The sequence below is a fragment of the Pantoea sp. BS_8 genome (assembly GCF_041954965.1).
GTDB lineage: Bacteria > Pseudomonadota > Gammaproteobacteria > Enterobacterales > Enterobacteriaceae > Pantoea > Pantoea stewartii.
Window position 1 is genome coordinate 995343 of record NZ_JAVAXU010000001.1, and the last position, 14763, is coordinate 1010105.

13 protein-coding genes are annotated in these 14763 nt (G+C 41.8%); 7 read left to right on the plus strand and 6 right to left on the minus strand.

All coding sequences use genetic code 11. The features are described 5' to 3' along the window. Positions 1-167 precede the first annotated feature (167 nt). Together RAC65_RS04525 and RAC65_RS04530 are read left to right on the plus strand one after the other, a co-directional pair. Positions 168-1085 (plus strand): DUF1837 domain-containing protein, encoded by a 918-nt coding sequence (locus RAC65_RS04525; RefSeq protein ID WP_375096407.1) that lies wholly within the window; start codon positions 168-170, stop codon positions 1083-1085. Position 1086: 1 nt separating this feature from the next. Further along, a complete protein-coding gene (locus RAC65_RS04530; protein ID WP_375096408.1) occupies positions 1087-3219 on the plus strand; it encodes a DEAD/DEAH box helicase in 2133 nt (710 codons plus the stop codon). Between the two features lie 73 nt (positions 3220-3292). Here RAC65_RS04530 and RAC65_RS04535 read toward each other — a convergent pair whose 3' ends face one another. After that, the gene (locus RAC65_RS04535; RefSeq protein ID WP_375096409.1) at positions 3293-3868 is read right to left on the minus strand and encodes a hypothetical protein; all 576 of its coding nucleotides are present in this window, start codon (positions 3866-3868) and stop codon (positions 3293-3295) included. Positions 3869-3965: 97 nt separating this feature from the next. Then, on the minus strand, positions 3966-4250 hold the full coding sequence (locus RAC65_RS04540) for a hypothetical protein (RefSeq protein ID WP_146109183.1): 285 nt from the start codon (positions 4248-4250) through the stop codon (positions 3966-3968). Positions 4251-4663: 413 nt separating this feature from the next. Between RAC65_RS04540 and RAC65_RS04545 the strand changes: the two genes are divergently transcribed. The 3 genes from RAC65_RS04545 to RAC65_RS04555 are packed head-to-tail and all read left to right on the plus strand — an operon-like array spanning position 4664 to position 9726. Further along, entirely contained in the window at positions 4664-5101 is a 438-nt protein-coding gene (locus RAC65_RS04545) for a DcrB-related protein (RefSeq protein WP_375096410.1), read from the plus strand. 18 nt (positions 5102-5119) lie between these two features. Next, positions 5120-9367 carry an RHS repeat-associated core domain-containing protein gene (locus RAC65_RS04550; RefSeq protein ID WP_375096411.1) on the plus strand — a complete coding sequence of 1416 codons (4248 nt, stop codon included), beginning with the start codon at positions 5120-5122 and terminating at the stop codon, positions 9365-9367. Positions 9368-9390: 23 nt separating this feature from the next. Next, on the plus strand, positions 9391-9726 hold the full coding sequence (locus tag RAC65_RS04555) for a hypothetical protein (RefSeq protein ID WP_375096412.1): 336 nt from the start codon (positions 9391-9393) through the stop codon (positions 9724-9726). 186 nt (positions 9727-9912) lie between these two features. On the opposite strand, the gene RAC65_RS04560 is transcribed toward RAC65_RS04555, so the two are convergent. Further along, on the minus strand, positions 9913-10488 hold the full coding sequence (locus RAC65_RS04560; RefSeq protein WP_375096413.1) for a replication/maintenance protein RepL: 576 nt from the start codon (positions 10486-10488) through the stop codon (positions 9913-9915). Between the two features lie 1423 nt (positions 10489-11911). Between RAC65_RS04560 and RAC65_RS04565 the strand changes: the two genes are divergently transcribed. After that, positions 11912-12424, plus strand: a complete 513-nt coding sequence (locus RAC65_RS04565; protein WP_210530545.1) for a hypothetical protein — start codon at positions 11912-11914, stop codon at positions 12422-12424. 461 nt (positions 12425-12885) lie between these two features. Here the strand turns inward: RAC65_RS04565 and RAC65_RS04570 are convergent, their stop codons facing one another. Further along, positions 12886-13518, minus strand: a complete 633-nt coding sequence (locus RAC65_RS04570) for a hypothetical protein (protein ID WP_375096414.1) — start codon at positions 13516-13518, stop codon at positions 12886-12888. A 120-nt stretch (positions 13519-13638) separates the two neighbouring features. Next, positions 13639-13878 carry a DNA-binding protein gene (locus RAC65_RS04575; RefSeq protein ID WP_289367387.1) on the minus strand — a complete coding sequence of 80 codons (240 nt, stop codon included), beginning with the start codon at positions 13876-13878 and terminating at the stop codon, positions 13639-13641. Between the two features lie 145 nt (positions 13879-14023). On the opposite strand from RAC65_RS04575, the gene RAC65_RS04580 reads away from it, so the two are divergent. After that, positions 14024-14329, plus strand: a complete 306-nt coding sequence (locus RAC65_RS04580; RefSeq protein WP_375096415.1) for a helix-turn-helix domain-containing protein — start codon at positions 14024-14026, stop codon at positions 14327-14329. On the opposite strand, the gene RAC65_RS04585 is transcribed toward RAC65_RS04580, so the two are convergent. Continuing rightward, positions 14326-14694: a type II toxin-antitoxin system RelE/ParE family toxin gene (locus RAC65_RS04585; protein WP_289367389.1), complete on the minus strand. Its 369-nt coding sequence runs from the start codon at positions 14692-14694 to the stop codon at positions 14326-14328. The genes RAC65_RS04580 and RAC65_RS04585 overlap by 4 nt on opposite strands. Between the last annotated feature and the right edge of the window lie 69 nt (positions 14695-14763).

Consider the following 14763-nt stretch of genomic DNA (forward strand, 5'->3'; position numbering starts at 1 on the left):
TTAAACACCTTACGTTAGCATCAACGACAGAGTGCGACTATAAATCCTGATATAAGCACTGTATATATTTACATGCATAAAATTCATCAAAAAAAATACCAGAACCTTCTGATTTATGATAAATATTTCAAACTATAACGAAGAAGAAATTACATCGGAGAAAACGAATGGACTTTGAGATCTTGTTTGATGATACGGTTCTAACACTCTTTCCGCCTTTGGAAGCAAACACTTTTTGTAATAACAAATTCCTTTCCATGATAAACGACTTTGAGGATGGTGGATGGCGACTCAAAAAATTTCATCGGTTTGTTTGGGATAACATCATTGAGACTGCATTATCTTTTAAAGAAAGAGAAGCTTTAATTTCAGATCCTCATTCAGCCCTTGCTTCTGCTGCGCAGAATTTAAGATTAACTGATAAGTTCGATGATATTAGTCAAGGCAGTGAACTGGCAGAAATATTTTTATATGGATTGATGAAGCATCATTTCAAGGCGCTACCTGTTGTACCCAAAATATTTTATAAACAGAATGTACAAGACAATGCAAAGGGTGCTGACAGCGTTCATATCGTAATTGATGAAACAGGGGAGTTTACGCTATGGTTTGGAGAAGCGAAGTTTTATAATAGCATTGAAAATGACAGGCTTAATTCAATAACTGAATCAGTTAAAAATTCACTTAACACTGATAAACTCAGAAAAGAAAATAGTGTAATCCTCAATGTAAACGATATAAAGGAATTAATTCTAGATGAGAAAGTAAAAGATGATATCTTTAAATGCCTTTCCAATGCCAATTCAATCGATAATATCAAAGGAAAAATAAACATCCCAATACTTATAATTCATGAGTGTAATATAACCAGTAAGGCCACCTGTATAAGTGAAGCGTACAAGAAAGAGATAATTGATTTCCATAAAGAAAGAACAGTAGCTTATTTCAGAAAGAACAGACAAAAATTACAAAGCTTGTTCGGGTATGAAAACATTAAATTTCATTTAATACTATTCCCTGTACCAAATAAAAAATCCATAATAGACAACTTTGTAAACAGTGTAAGTTTTTATAAGGAGCAATAGAATGGACTCTTTTGATAAAACTATCGGAGATAGTCATGAATATATTTTTGATATCTGCCGTGAAATAAGTGCTCTAATTCAAAAAAATAACGAAACGGAAGCCAGAAACACATTAATTAAATTATTAGACTATCACTATCGAAATGAACTGGATTATAATCCCTTTGTGAATCACCTTATTAGAAAATTAGGGCTATATCCATATCTAAGAGTTAACACATCTGACTGGCAAGATAGACTTATTTATGAAGCGTTTAAAGTAGATGTTGGACTAAAATTTCCAGTAACACTGCATCGTGAGCAATCTTTGGTATTAAAAAAACTTATTAATGGAACCGACTTAGCCATTAGTGCGCCTACAAGTTTTGGCAAAAGTTTTATTATTGATGCATTCATTTCAATAAAAAAACCTACTAATGTAATGATTATTGTGCCAACTATTTCTCTAACTGACGAGACTCGCAGAAGATTACATCGGAAATTCTCAGCAGAATATAAAATAATTACTACGTCTGATGTTGAACTCAGTGATAAAAACATTTTTATATTTCCACAAGAAAGAGCCATTGGATATTTAGAAAAAATAAATCAAATAGACATTTTAATAGTGGACGAATTCTATAAAGCCAGTGAAGCTCACGATAAAGAAAGAGCATCCGTCTTACTCAAGGCAATTATAAAATTAAGCAAAAAGGCTACTCAACGATATTTTTTATCCCCTAACATTGACCAAATAAATTCCAATCCATTTACTAAAGGAATGGAGTTTACTAAGATAGATTTTAATACTGTATTCTTAGAAAAACATGATTATAGCTCCAAAATAAACAACGATGATAGTATGAAAGGTAAATATTTACTTGAAATACTAAATAAAAGCAAAGGCAAATCATTAGTATATGCTGGAACTTATAAAAACATTGACAAGATTACTGATGTTTTAACTAAGAGTTCAGTAAACAGTTCAAGTAATATTACAAGTCAATTTTCCAACTGGCTTAGGGATAACTATTCAACTGGATGGAAATTACCTAAACTCATTGAAAACGGAGTTGGCATACATAATGGGAGATTGCATCGTTCTTTAAGCCAATTGCAAGTAAAATTATTTGAAGAGAGCGATGGTCTAAATACCCTCGTTTCAACATCATCAATAGTTGAAGGTGTAAACACTAATGCCGAAAATGTAATCATATGGCAGTCTAAAAATGGAAATAGAAACCTCAGAGATTTTCTATACAGAAACATAATTGGCAGAAGCGGTAGAATGTTTAAACATTTCATCGGGAAAGTCTATCTTTTCTCTACTCCTCCACAAGAAGAATTTTCTGAACTGGATCTCACAGTACCCGACTCGTTAATCACAGATATAGATGAGAAAGAGTTTTCAGATAGTCTTACACCAGATCAAATTGCGGCTATAATTTCATATAGAGAGGAAATGTCCACTTTATTAGGAGAAGAAAAATTCAAACAATTACAAAGTGAAGGCGCATTTAAATTAAATAACCCTTCACTTATAATACAAATCGCTTGGGATATTATTCAAAATCTTAGGGAATGGGAAAGAATATATTTCTTAAACACTCAAAATCCTGATGATTGGGATTTTTACTTATATAAAATACTCAAACTTCAACCAGGTTCATGGCGTATTGAGTATAGTAAATTTGTAGCATATATAAAATCCGCCAGTGAAAATTGGTCAAAAACAATTCCTCAGCAATTAATTGGTTTATCACCTAATAATATCTCAATAGACAACCTATTTGAACTCGAAAAAACCTTAACACATAAGTTAACATCATTATTGAATGATATAAACGTGCTTTTACGCGAACTAACTAAAAAAAATAACACTGACATATCCTCTTTCATATTTAAATGCTCGCATGCATTTTTGCCGCCAATTGTTTTTCAACTTGAAGAATATGGCTTACCTCGCATGCTATCAAAAAAAATACAACTGAAATTTTTACTCGATTTTGATGACGAGAACTTATCACTTCATCAAGCCATAGAGCACTTAAAATTTATAGACTCAATAATAGGATTGGCAGAGGCAATTAATGCCTCTGAGTTTGAGCGATATATAATTAGCAACTTTATCGATGGGGTAACATTGCAAAAATAGCCCCCATCCCCCGTTTTAGATGAAAACGGGGGAGTCTTAAAATTAAATAATTTTAAGTTTTTTTAATTCACTATCAGTGAATCATACCATTTTGCATTTTAATAATTTTCGATGCCATATTGCCATTGTTATGCGTGTTGAACGTCCTGTCGCCAATGTCATAGACAACACCTGTAATCGTGATCTTTTGTCCTTTCCTGATTCTCAGGATATCATCATCTTGGCCAGCATAGTAAGACAGCAATACAGCCCCACCGCAATATTTCGTATCAGCCGTCTGGAAGATAATAGCGTAGGTTTTATGGTCTCGCTGCGCACCAAGGTACTTCATGGTGTCGTATGCTTCCTGCGCTTCCAGAACAGTGGCATTGCTTATGCTGATTTTCTTACCAATCCAGTTCTTTTTACCAGCCATCGCGTTGGCTTCATAATCCCGGCAAATAACCCCTAAACCGTTAATGGTATTAACCGGAAGATTATCCGCTACATTTGTATTACTTTTATTATCAGAAGTGCTTAAAGCATTACCCAGAGAAGATAATGACGAGTTGATCGACTGCCCCACCTTCCCAGTTGCGTCGCTCAGTTGCTGACAGCCTGCCAGCGCAAAAGAGGCAGACACACATAACACTGCAATTGCATTTTTCATTTAAAATGACCTGAACAGAATTATAAAAAACTCACTGCCCTGAGTTTGTCATTCAGAACAGTGAGTGGTGGTGTTTTTCCCTGATGTGGCAAAGCCATTAACGTGCGGTCGGACGAACCCAACTGACTTTATCTTTGGTTTTAAATTTCAGAATCAGTAAGGGGCCAAGCATTAACGCGAGCAAAGTTATCACCATTACTGGGGTGGATTTGGTTAGATAGGCCATGACAAATCCCGCAGGAATGCCAATAATCGTTCCACCAACTACCAGCCCCTTCATAGTCTGCTGGCTGACATAACCTTTTACTCTTTCCGCACCACATCCCCTGCACACTGACACATGCTCCTGGACTTCTGTACCGCAAAATGGACATTCTGACATGCTCTTTTCCTCGCCAGATTAACTCTAAGTAATTGATATAATTGATCTGAACAAAGGGCGTGTCATATCGTTTTTATCGATCAAACCCACAACTCACAATAGACAAAAACTATCAAAAAAACCATATCGATCGATTTAGACAATTAATGACCGATCGATAAGAGCTTATTGATTGCCAATACCTATTAAAAATTCATATATCGATCGGCAATACAGATCAATAAGTTAATGAAATGTGTGATTAATTGACTGATTTTGCACTACGAAAGCGGGCATCGGCTGAATCAGCCTGTTGCTGAACCGATACTTATCTCAGAACACTTACCTTCGGTAAGTAAATGAAACCTCTGTATAGTAAGCTGCCTGGCCCTGTGGCACACTTAAACCGTCCTGATGCATATGGAAGCTGCTCAATGTCTGATAATCTCCCTCTCTGCGTTTTTACCGAAGGCCACATCACCCTTCCTGACCACTATCAGGATCGCACCGTTAATGTCTTTACCCTGCCCGGTGAGAACACGCCAGCCTTTAACATCTCCCGCGATTCGATGAATGATGGCGAGACGCTGTCAGGTTATATTGACCGGCAGTTAACGCTGATTCAGAAGCATCTGAAAGGCTGGAAGCAAACTAAACGGGTGCCAGCTGTGCTCGGCAATAACCTCTTGCAGGGTGAATGTGTGCATGCATGCTATCTGCGTGACGGTAAACGGGTCTTCCAGCAACAGGCGGTATTTAACACGTCTGCAAACCATATTCTGGTGTTCACTGTGTCCTGCACCGCGATACTGACGGACGGAGACAGTCAACAGTTCCATGCGCTGCTTGCCAGCTTTTCTTTTAACACCTGACAATTAAGGAACGTTGTTATGTTCGAAGCGGCACGCGTGGGTGATGATATCGGCCATTCTCATGCGCTGGCAGGGATGATTGCCGGAACGATTGTCGGTGGACTGATTGCCGCAGCGGGAGGTATTGCCGCCGGGGCATTGATGATTGCCGGTATCGGTGCGTCATGTCTGGGTATTGGTGTGCTTCTGGTCGGGGCCAGTCTGGCGGTTGGGTATTTTACGGGCGAACTGGCAACGAAGGCCAGGGACAGCATTGCGGATGCCGGGGCCGCCAGCATGGAGAAGGAAGGCGTTATCGCCACCGGCTCTCATAATGTGTTCATTAATGGCAGACCTGCCGCCCTTGCAACCGACAGCATGGTGGAATGCGCCAAAGATGCTGGCTCACAGCAGATGGCCGAAGGCTCCTCACGCGTGTACATCAATGGCCTGCCTGCTGCCCGTCTCGGCGATCAGACCACCTGTGGTGGAAAGGTCATGACCGGTTCCGCAGATGTGATTATCGGCGGTGAGCCGGAACAGACACTGCCCATACAGTCAGAAGTCCCGGAATGGCTCTATAAAGCCTCCGACCTGACGCTGTTATTTGCCGGACTGCTCGGTGGAGCGGGCGGTGCAGCAGGTAAAGTCGGTGCGCTGGGAAGACTGTTCAGTAAAATCCCGGGTATCAACAAACTGGCCCGCGTCGCCTGCCGCGCTGGCGTGCTGATGACCAGTGCCGCCGCCGTGGGCATCATCGCCCGCCCGGTTGATATCGTCAGTGGGCAGAAATTCCTCTCCGGTGATGACGAGCTGGACTTTGTATTACCCTCCCGTCTGCCGGTTGTCTGGCAGCGTTATTGGCGCAGTGGCAATCCCGGCGACAGCATACTGGGCCGTGGCTGGTCACTTTTCTGGGAAACGCGACTGGAAAAATATCAGGACGGACTGGTGTGGCGTGCACCGTCCGGCGATTACGTGTCCTTTCCTCTCGTGCCGAAAGGGAAGCGTACCTTCTGCGAAACCGAAAAACGCTGGCTGGAACACCATCAGGATGATACCTGGTCAGTGTATGACATCGGCGGCGAACGCTGGTGTTACGCATCTCTGCAGGGTGATTCCCCTTCCCTGCCGCTGCGACTCACCGAACCTTGTGGTAACGATATTCTTTTTGACTGGAACGACGACCATACGCTGCATGCGCTCACCGACAGCGCCGGACAGCGCGTGGTCTGCCGTTATGAGACCGTCAGCGGACAGGTTCGCCTTGCCAAAGCCTGGCTGGACGATGAGATTTGTCTGGTCAGCTACGATTACGATGCTAAGGCCCGGCTGATTAGCGTCACCGGACGCGGCGGTCAGGTACGCCGCCGCTTTGGCTGGTATGATGACGGAGACGGCACGGATTTACTGCGCAGCCATGAGGACAGCAACGGTCTGCTGAACGAATATCTCTGGCAGAGTCTTGACGGACTGCCCCGCGTGCTGGCTTACCGCAACAGCGCGGGTGAGCAGCTTACTTTTAATTACGATTTTGAAAACGGCACCCGCCGCGCCATCCGCGAGGATGGCGCACAGGCACACTGGCTGGTTGACGACGATGATAATGTTGCACGTTTCACCGATTATGACGGTCGCCAGACCGGCTTCGTCTGTCGTGATGGGGAGTTGTGCGATGTTATCCTGCCTGACGGAGCCATGCGGCGCAGCCAGTGGGACCGTTACGGTCGCCTGACGTCAGAGACCGACCCGGCAGGCCGCACCACAGCGTATTACTGGTTCCGTAATACTGACCGAATCGCCCGCACGGTTTTCCCGGATTCAACAGCCACTCAGTCTGTGTATGACCTGAACGGTCGCCTGCTGTCGGAAACCGATGCACTGAATCACACCACCACGTATCACTACCCTGATGAAGAAGAAACGCTGCCTGACCGCATCACCGATGCCAGTGGTGGTGACGTGCTGCTGGTGTGGAACCACCAGGGACTGCTGACTCAACGCACCGACTGCTCCGGCAGCGTGACCCGCTTTACCTATGACCGCTTCGGTCAGCTTATCACCAGTGAGGACGCAGAAGGCAACCTCACACGCCGCGAATGGAACGATGCAGGCCAGCTTACCGCCTTAATTCGGGCCGATGGCAGTCATGAAACGTTACTATGGAACGAGCACGGGCAACTTGCGGCCTGGCGAGACCCGCTGGAAAGTGAGGTTCGCTGGCAGTATTCCGCGCTTGGACTGCCAGAAAGCGTTACCGACCGCACGGGACGAACCCGCCGCTGGCACTATGACCGGAGAGGCAATCTGCTGCGTCTGGAAAACGGCAACGGTGGCGAGTACCGTTTTACTTATGACCCGACAGGCCATCTACTGAGCGAAACCCGCCCGGACGATACATCCCGGCAGATGGAATGGAATGAACGTGGACTGCTCACCACGCTTATGGAAAGCGGCAGGCCGGACGACGATGGCGGCATTCCGCGACGCACTCAGCAGTTCAGCTATGACAGCAGCGGCCTTCTGACCATACGCACTACCCGCGATGCTCAGTACCATTACCAGCGTAAAAACAGCGGGCAGCTTACCGGCCTGACCCGCAAGCCAACCGCCGATGGCATGGCGCTGGGAATTCAAGAAGATGAAATTCAGTTTACCTTCGACGCGGCAGGAAACCTGCTCGCTGAACAGGGAGTCAACGGTGAACTGCATTCTGCGTATGACGTTCTGGGTAATCTTACTGCGCTGACTCTGCCCGGCGGCCAGCAGATAAGCTGGCTGCATTACGGTTCCGGCCACGTCAGCGCCATCCGCTTCGGTCAGCAAATCATCTCTGAATTTACACGCGACCGCCTTCACAGGGAGGTGGCCCGCACTCAGGGAACCCGTGAACAGACCCGCCAGTATGACAGTCTGGGCAGACGTACCCGGCAGAGCAGCTTCACACCCGACCTGCCGGAACAGACAATCTTCGAACGCGCCTTCAACTACACCGGGCGGGGAGAACTGTCAGACGTCAGTGACACCCTCCGTGGCAACACAATTTATGGCTATGATGAGGAAGGCCGTTTTCTCAGGCACTACGAAGCCCGCCCGGACCACAGCAACAGGACGTTCCGCTACGACGCTGCGGATAACCTGCTGCCGGATAATGACCTCCCTGCCCTGCCGCTGAAGGATAACCGCCTCACGCACTGGCAGAACCTGTTTATGAAATACGACTGGTGGGGTAACCTGGTCTTTCGCCGAAGTGGTCTGTATGAACAGCATTATGTATACGACGCGGAAAACCGCCTGATACGGGCAGAAGGCACCGGCCCGGAAGGCCGGTTTACGGCACGCTACCACTATGACGTGCTGGGCAGGCGCACCCGTAAAACGGTTACCACGCAACACGGCACCACGGAGACCCGCTTCCTCTGGCAGGGCCTGCGACTGTTGCAGGAACAGCAGCAGAACGGACAGTCCCGGACATATGTTTACGATCCGAACGAAGCATACAGCCCGCTGGCGCGTGTTGACCATTTGCGTGACGAAAATAGTGGAGTGGTTCTCTGGTTCACAACCGATCTGAACGGTGCACCGCTGGATATCACTGATGAACAGGGACAGCTTCGGTGGAGCGGTCATTACGGGAGCTTTGGTGAGGTTACCCGGCAGACGGAAGGTTTCCACCGATTCACGCAACAAACTGCCCTTGCTCATCAGCCTCTGCGCTATGCCGGGCAGTACGCTGACAATGAAACGGGACTGCACTATAATCTGTTCCGGTATTACGATCCGCAGGTCGGGCGGTTTACGGTACAGGACCCGATAGGATTGCTGGGAGGCTGGAATCTTTATCAGTATGCACCTAATCCTCTGGGTTGGATTGATCCGTTAGGGTTAGCTAATAGGCCAAATAATGGTGAATATCATATTTTTCATGATTATTCACTTGATCCTCAATATCGATATTCCAGTGATGCAGTCCAGTTCAACAGGGCTAATGTAGATTTCGTTCAAAAAATGGAGGCGAATCCGGAATTTCGACAAGATATGCTTAACAGATATCCAAAACTGAATGACTGGCTCAAAGATGGGGATATGAGCAGAAGCCCTTCGGGATTAACATGGCATCACCATGAAGATATAAACAGACTAACTCTGGTCGACAGAGCAGATCATAGATCTAATCATGCTTTATATCATCCAACTGGTAAAGGTGGACGTGATATTTGGGGTGGTGGAAAACCTGGACGACAAGGAAAACTTGATGGTCCTACGGGTAGAAAAATTTGTAGCTAAGACCTAAATATAAAGAGGATACTATGTCGATTAAAGGTAATTATATTAAATTGAACGATATAATTGACATCATGGTCAAAACTCGTTGCGAAGATGATAACTTTTGCATTTATGGTGCAGATGGAGAGTTATTCGGAGACAAAGAATATTTGGCTTCCGGTTATCCACAGGTAGATGAAAATGATAATGAAGTCTATCCGCAAGATGCATCTAGCAGAGGTTTATCATATATTTATTCAGGTGAGCAATTTGCTGATGTAATCTTATCAGTAATTGAACAAAAACCTTCTGCCAGTAACCAGGATTTTATTGATGCTCTAAACTATTATCTTGAAAATGATGATTTTTTAGACTTCTGAAATTTATCCAGACAGCCTGCGCGTAATCATGTATTGTAGCAGGCTGTATTAAAATTTTCACTGCTTTTTGCTCAGCCTCATCAGTACTAGAAACTAACTGAGGATTTAGACAGACGTTAGTCTCGCGAAGCCAATCACTTGCAATCCAAATAGCAAATATTTCGTTATCTTAGTGAAGCCATCATTCTATTTTAATTCTTTTATCGAGGGTGATTTTGTTAAAATATATGATTTAACAAATGACAGACGATCACCATTAAATATGAAATCAGGATTAATAAAATAAGAGTTCTGAACAGTTGTTTCAGCAATAAAACCTTTGTTAACGAGCTCTTTCATTCCTCTATAATACGTTGACTCCGAAATCTTCACTATGTCTTGATCTACAAGTTCATAAGCAAGGAAAACTCTGTCCGTATCTTTGAACTCCTGAACCGTTCTATACAAAATTTCAAACACCTTGGTTCCGGCTCCGGTAAGTTCAGTTAACGCTTTTACTCCGTTTATGTATAGTTTTAAAAATTGTGTTTTATCCACCTCCTGCCATTGAAAGAAGCCAGCCCCTGCTAACTGTTCTCCGGTATTTTCATTAATAACTAACAATCGATCTTTACCCGTTGTGACCCTTCGTGATCCACTTTTTGTATTATTACTGGTGTTTTGTAAGAATGGATTGCTTTTGTATCTTGGCAATCCTCTCCTTGATTTTCTTAATTTTGAATCTTCTTTTCCTTTTATTACTGTAATATTAAATTCATTCATTTTTTTACCTTTATTATTTTTATTTGGATGGTTAGTTATGTAATACAAACATAATAAAATATGTCAAGTGTCAAAATCAAATTTATTCCTGACAATTCAAGTTCTTTTTATCGATACTTTAAATGCTAACAATAGCAATGTTTTTGACAGTTCATTTTCGATCTGTCAGGAAATAATAAATAATGACAGATTACATTACTAATCCTGACAGTTTAATCTGCAAGACCTGACAGTAACGATCCTTATTTAAAGCGGCCTGAGAGCAGTTTTCTTCTTCATTATTAATATAGAGTGAAGCGAGAGATGTTCTTTATCGATTTTATAAAGTGAAAAACAAGATGGTTTTCTTTTTTTTTAAGTAACCCAACACGGCTGTTGTGCCGTGTCATTGGGGTTCATATTCATTACTTCTCTTTTATTTTATAATCAGAACACAAAACCCTGGGCTCTGCTTATTTGCCTTTTAGGGGCAACCAGCAGACTAGGGAATGATGGTTTGTTATTTAATTAGTTTTTCAATGCAGCACATTCGCTTGCTCATATACTGCTTTAAAATCAAACCCCTTTGATAAAGGAAGCTGTCTTGTTTTTGCTTCCTGCTGTCAGCAAAACCGCTATGCGCTCACGCGCACTGACGACTTAAATAGCATAGATTTTCTGTTAAAACCATTTTCTTCATCACATGAAGACTTTTCTTCGTTTTTAGCGCTTAAAATGAAGTAAATCACTTCATCAGGTGAAGAAAAATGTTCTCACAATTTAAATCAAAAGGGCGAGAGCCAGGTTTTAGCGATTGAGCGCATTAGCTCAATCAAGACCAGCCATTTATCCAAGGTTTTTAATATTGCGCAATGCGAGCAAGCGAGCATGTAGCTTAGTAACACGGTTATTTTACTCATACGGCCTATACAGGCATTGCTGGTTGCCCCAAAAGGCAAAGAAGCAAATGCACTGTTATTGTCTTCTGCTACTGTATAAAAGAAGATCTTCAACCACCATGCCCCCCACAGGCACAACCTTATGTTGTGCAGGGGTCTAATAATACAATTAAGGAAAATGTTTTCCTGATAAATAAAAACTGGCGGGACGTCCAGTTTAAGTAAACATTTTCCAGTCGAAACCCATTGGGGCGATATTAAGATCGCACAGGGTTCCTGTTGTCCTCTTAGATCTTATATTTCTTATACTTCTTAAGATAAAAATATTCATATAAAACAATGCATTAAAAAGCCACTTCCTTCATGTTTGTTGATTTTTCTTCGGGTTTGTAGATCTTTCTTCGGGTTTGTTCTTTTTCTCTTCGGGTTTGTTGTATTTTACTTCAATATTTAAAATAAAAATGAAGAAAACACTTCAAAATATATTTGACATTTCAAAAAACATAGTTATATATGTATATTATAATAATAAAAAAGGAACCATTATGAATAAAAACACCTATGATAAGAACCCATTTATATTGCAAAATGGCATTGAGATCCAGACGAAAGATAAAAGAAGAACAGTAGCTCGTGGAGAAAAATTTGAATCACCAGAGGGAGAACGATACGAAAGTGTCATTCACTCTATACAGGAGGTTGATAAAGAGAAGTTCGTTAAGCTTTTCATTTCCAAAATCCGTGTTCTCTTTGATCTGTCCCTGACAGGTAATAAGCTATTTTACATATTTCTCTTTTCCATTTCTGACGCTATTGGTAAAGACCAGGTTTATATGAATTTTGAAACAGCAAAAGATATAGCAAGTCAGTGTGATTTCAACTTATCCGATCCTGTATTTTATCGCGGAATAAAAGAGCTTATAGATAAGCAGGTCATAGCACCAAGCAAATCCAAGTACATTTACTATATCAATCCTGCGGTGGTATTTAATGGCGACAGAGCCAGATTTATCGAAGAAATAAAAATAAAAAATGGAGATAAAAATGCTAAAAAATGAAATAAACGAAATACTAAACATTCATACCGACGAAGACAGTATAGCCAACATCATAACAAAATCACTTATTCGTTATTACTCCGTTAATGGCTAACACTATGACCAGTTCCAGGATAATTATCTTAACTAACTGAGAAGGATTTTCGCCGGGCATCAGTTCTCTTTTCTGGATAAAGAAAAATTATTGTCATATAAAGACCAGATTCTTAGTACCGTTATGACAATAGTTCGGGACGACCTTTTAGAGAAAGTCGAGCCAGAGGAGCTTTACCTGTCCTACCAGTGGCAACCAGAATCGCTGAAAACGGTTCTGGTTGAGCTATTTGATAACAGGCTGATTCTGGATGTCGGGTATCATTAACACATTATGAATAAGCCAGATGAGCAACCAATTGAATTTTCATCGAATTACAAAACCGCCTTATTTAGTTCTTGAAGACTCTTATTCATCGTTGCACTTATTACATACCCATCCTGGATGAATATGAAATATTTTCATATTCCATATCTAAGGATTGGGAAAGCACATTTACATCATCAAAAGGAATCATGTTTAAATCCCCCTCTTCTGAAATATTCAAAATAAACCCACCGCAACCCTCAGATGTAGTTCCTGTAACAGATTTTATAAAATCCAGATACTCTACAAGCTCTTTATGGTTCAATCCAAAACCGGTGTTCTGTGATAAAACAGCTTTACATAGAGCCGGCAGAGAAATATATTTATCAAAATCTTTATGGATTGAACTATAATGAATAAATCCTAAACCACTCGGAAGTCCAAATCCCAAAAAGTGAGCCTTATTGCTCAGATTTAACCAATTTTCATTCTCTGTTAAGTTCAAAGCATTATTAATACTTTTCTTTTCGTCTTTTTCTAGTTCCGTGCTTATCTTTTTTTTATTTCTTTTAAATTCAAAAATAAAATTTCTCCCGGACCAGTTAATGAATAAATCGTTAAGTATTTCTTCGTCCGGTGTTTGCTGAACTAGCTGGATAGATTTGTCACTCAATCCGCGCTTTGTTTCTGCGGCATAAAATCCAAGAGCAAAGATAAAATTCCCAAGATAAACGTTTTCATATGGCTGCTTCATTACCCTTCCTCATTTACTAGTTTAATCGAATGTCTTAACGAAGACTTACCTCATCTATAATTAAAGTAAAATCAGCTTAAATATCACTGAAATGAATAATAACGCCAGTGACTTTCTGCTTCAATACATTTTATTAAAATCCTCCACACAGACCACATCCCTTCTCATCAGATCAAAGATTTTCTTCACTTTCATCCGCCTTGCCGCCTCTTCACCGATCTCTGCGTAGTGCTCAGCACGCCGTTCAGCGACTACCTTTTTTAACTTAACCAAAATCTCTTCAAGAGTTTTGATATCCGTCATAGCTGCCGCCCGCTGGATTTTTCTGTACTGATACAGGATATGAAACTCATCAATCAATTTTATCACCACATGGTTGTTTTTTTAATTAGGTAGTAATCAAAGCTGACTTAAAATTTTATCTTACCGAAAGATAAGCAATTAATTTAATTGACATTTTATCTAAAATATTAGATAATCACTTTATTAACAAAAGGAGACATTTATGGCTTTAAAATATTACGACAGTCCTTTCCATGCAACATCCGATGCTGACACTGCCAATAAAATCGCAATGAAAATGGATTTGTCCATTATGATCAGCAACCTGATAAAAGAAAAAGGCTGGACTCAAAAGGAAGCCGCCGAAAAGCTCGGCGTTCGTCAGTCCCGTATATCGGAGTTGAAGAATGCCAAAATTGAGCTTTTTACCATAGATGCCATGTTCGATATGCTGGATGCTCTCGGCTTCAAAACCCGAATGACCATGCCGGATCTGCATCATGCTGTCATTGAGATAAATGAGTGCTAAGCAGCAGACTTATATTTTTTCTCGCGTTCATTTGCTCTTACGTCAGCCATAAGCTCCCTGTACCTTTTCTCCGTAACGTTCTGAGCTTTACGATCAACGCCGTTGGTTGTTTTTTTGAAAGAATGCAGCACGACCACCGTATCAAGATATCTGCTCGTATGAATACAGCGATAAGCCGGGCTACCGTTGATTTTTAGTTCGTAAACACCACCGCTGTCAATGCTGTCCATAACACCAATGAGGAGTTCAGGTAATTGTCCATACTGGATACGGCGTAAATCCTTTCCAAATGCGTCCTGCACGTCCTCTGGTAATGCCTTATATTCTCTTTCGGCTGCTTCATTAATAAATGCGAATTTTTTCATAACAGTTCCTTATTAAGTGATTTATTTTGAATGCTGATAATTCCAAAGGCTGTTGCCAGCCCCCACAAG

Excerpts from the sequence above, each read along its gene's own strand:
- RAC65_RS04530 (WP_375096408.1), top strand. The coding sequence starts at position 1,087 with ATGGACTCTTTTGATAAAACTATCGGAGATAGTCATGAATATATTTTT.
- RAC65_RS04565 (WP_210530545.1), top strand. The coding sequence starts at position 11,912 with ATGAATAAAAACACCTATGATAAGAACCCATTTATATTGCAAAATGGC.
- RAC65_RS04525 (WP_375096407.1), top strand. The coding sequence starts at position 168 with ATGGACTTTGAGATCTTGTTTGATGATACGGTTCTAACACTCTTTCCG.
- RAC65_RS04585 (WP_289367389.1), bottom strand. The coding sequence starts at position 14,694 with ATGAAAAAATTCGCATTTATTAATGAAGCAGCCGAAAGAGAATATAAG.
- RAC65_RS04560 (WP_375096413.1), bottom strand. The coding sequence starts at position 10,488 with ATGAATGAATTTAATATTACAGTAATAAAAGGAAAAGAAGATTCAAAA.
- RAC65_RS04580 (WP_375096415.1), top strand. The coding sequence starts at position 14,024 with ATGGCTTTAAAATATTACGACAGTCCTTTCCATGCAACATCCGATGCT.
- RAC65_RS04550 (WP_375096411.1), top strand. The coding sequence starts at position 5,120 with ATGTTCGAAGCGGCACGCGTGGGTGATGATATCGGCCATTCTCATGCG.
- RAC65_RS04555 (WP_375096412.1), top strand. The coding sequence starts at position 9,391 with ATGTCGATTAAAGGTAATTATATTAAATTGAACGATATAATTGACATC.
- RAC65_RS04570 (WP_375096414.1), bottom strand. The coding sequence starts at position 13,518 with ATGAAGCAGCCATATGAAAACGTTTATCTTGGGAATTTTATCTTTGCT.
- RAC65_RS04540 (WP_146109183.1), bottom strand. The coding sequence starts at position 4,250 with ATGTCAGAATGTCCATTTTGCGGTACAGAAGTCCAGGAGCATGTGTCA.
- RAC65_RS04535 (WP_375096409.1), bottom strand. The coding sequence starts at position 3,868 with ATGAAAAATGCAATTGCAGTGTTATGTGTGTCTGCCTCTTTTGCGCTG.
- RAC65_RS04545 (WP_375096410.1), top strand. The coding sequence starts at position 4,664 with ATGTCTGATAATCTCCCTCTCTGCGTTTTTACCGAAGGCCACATCACC.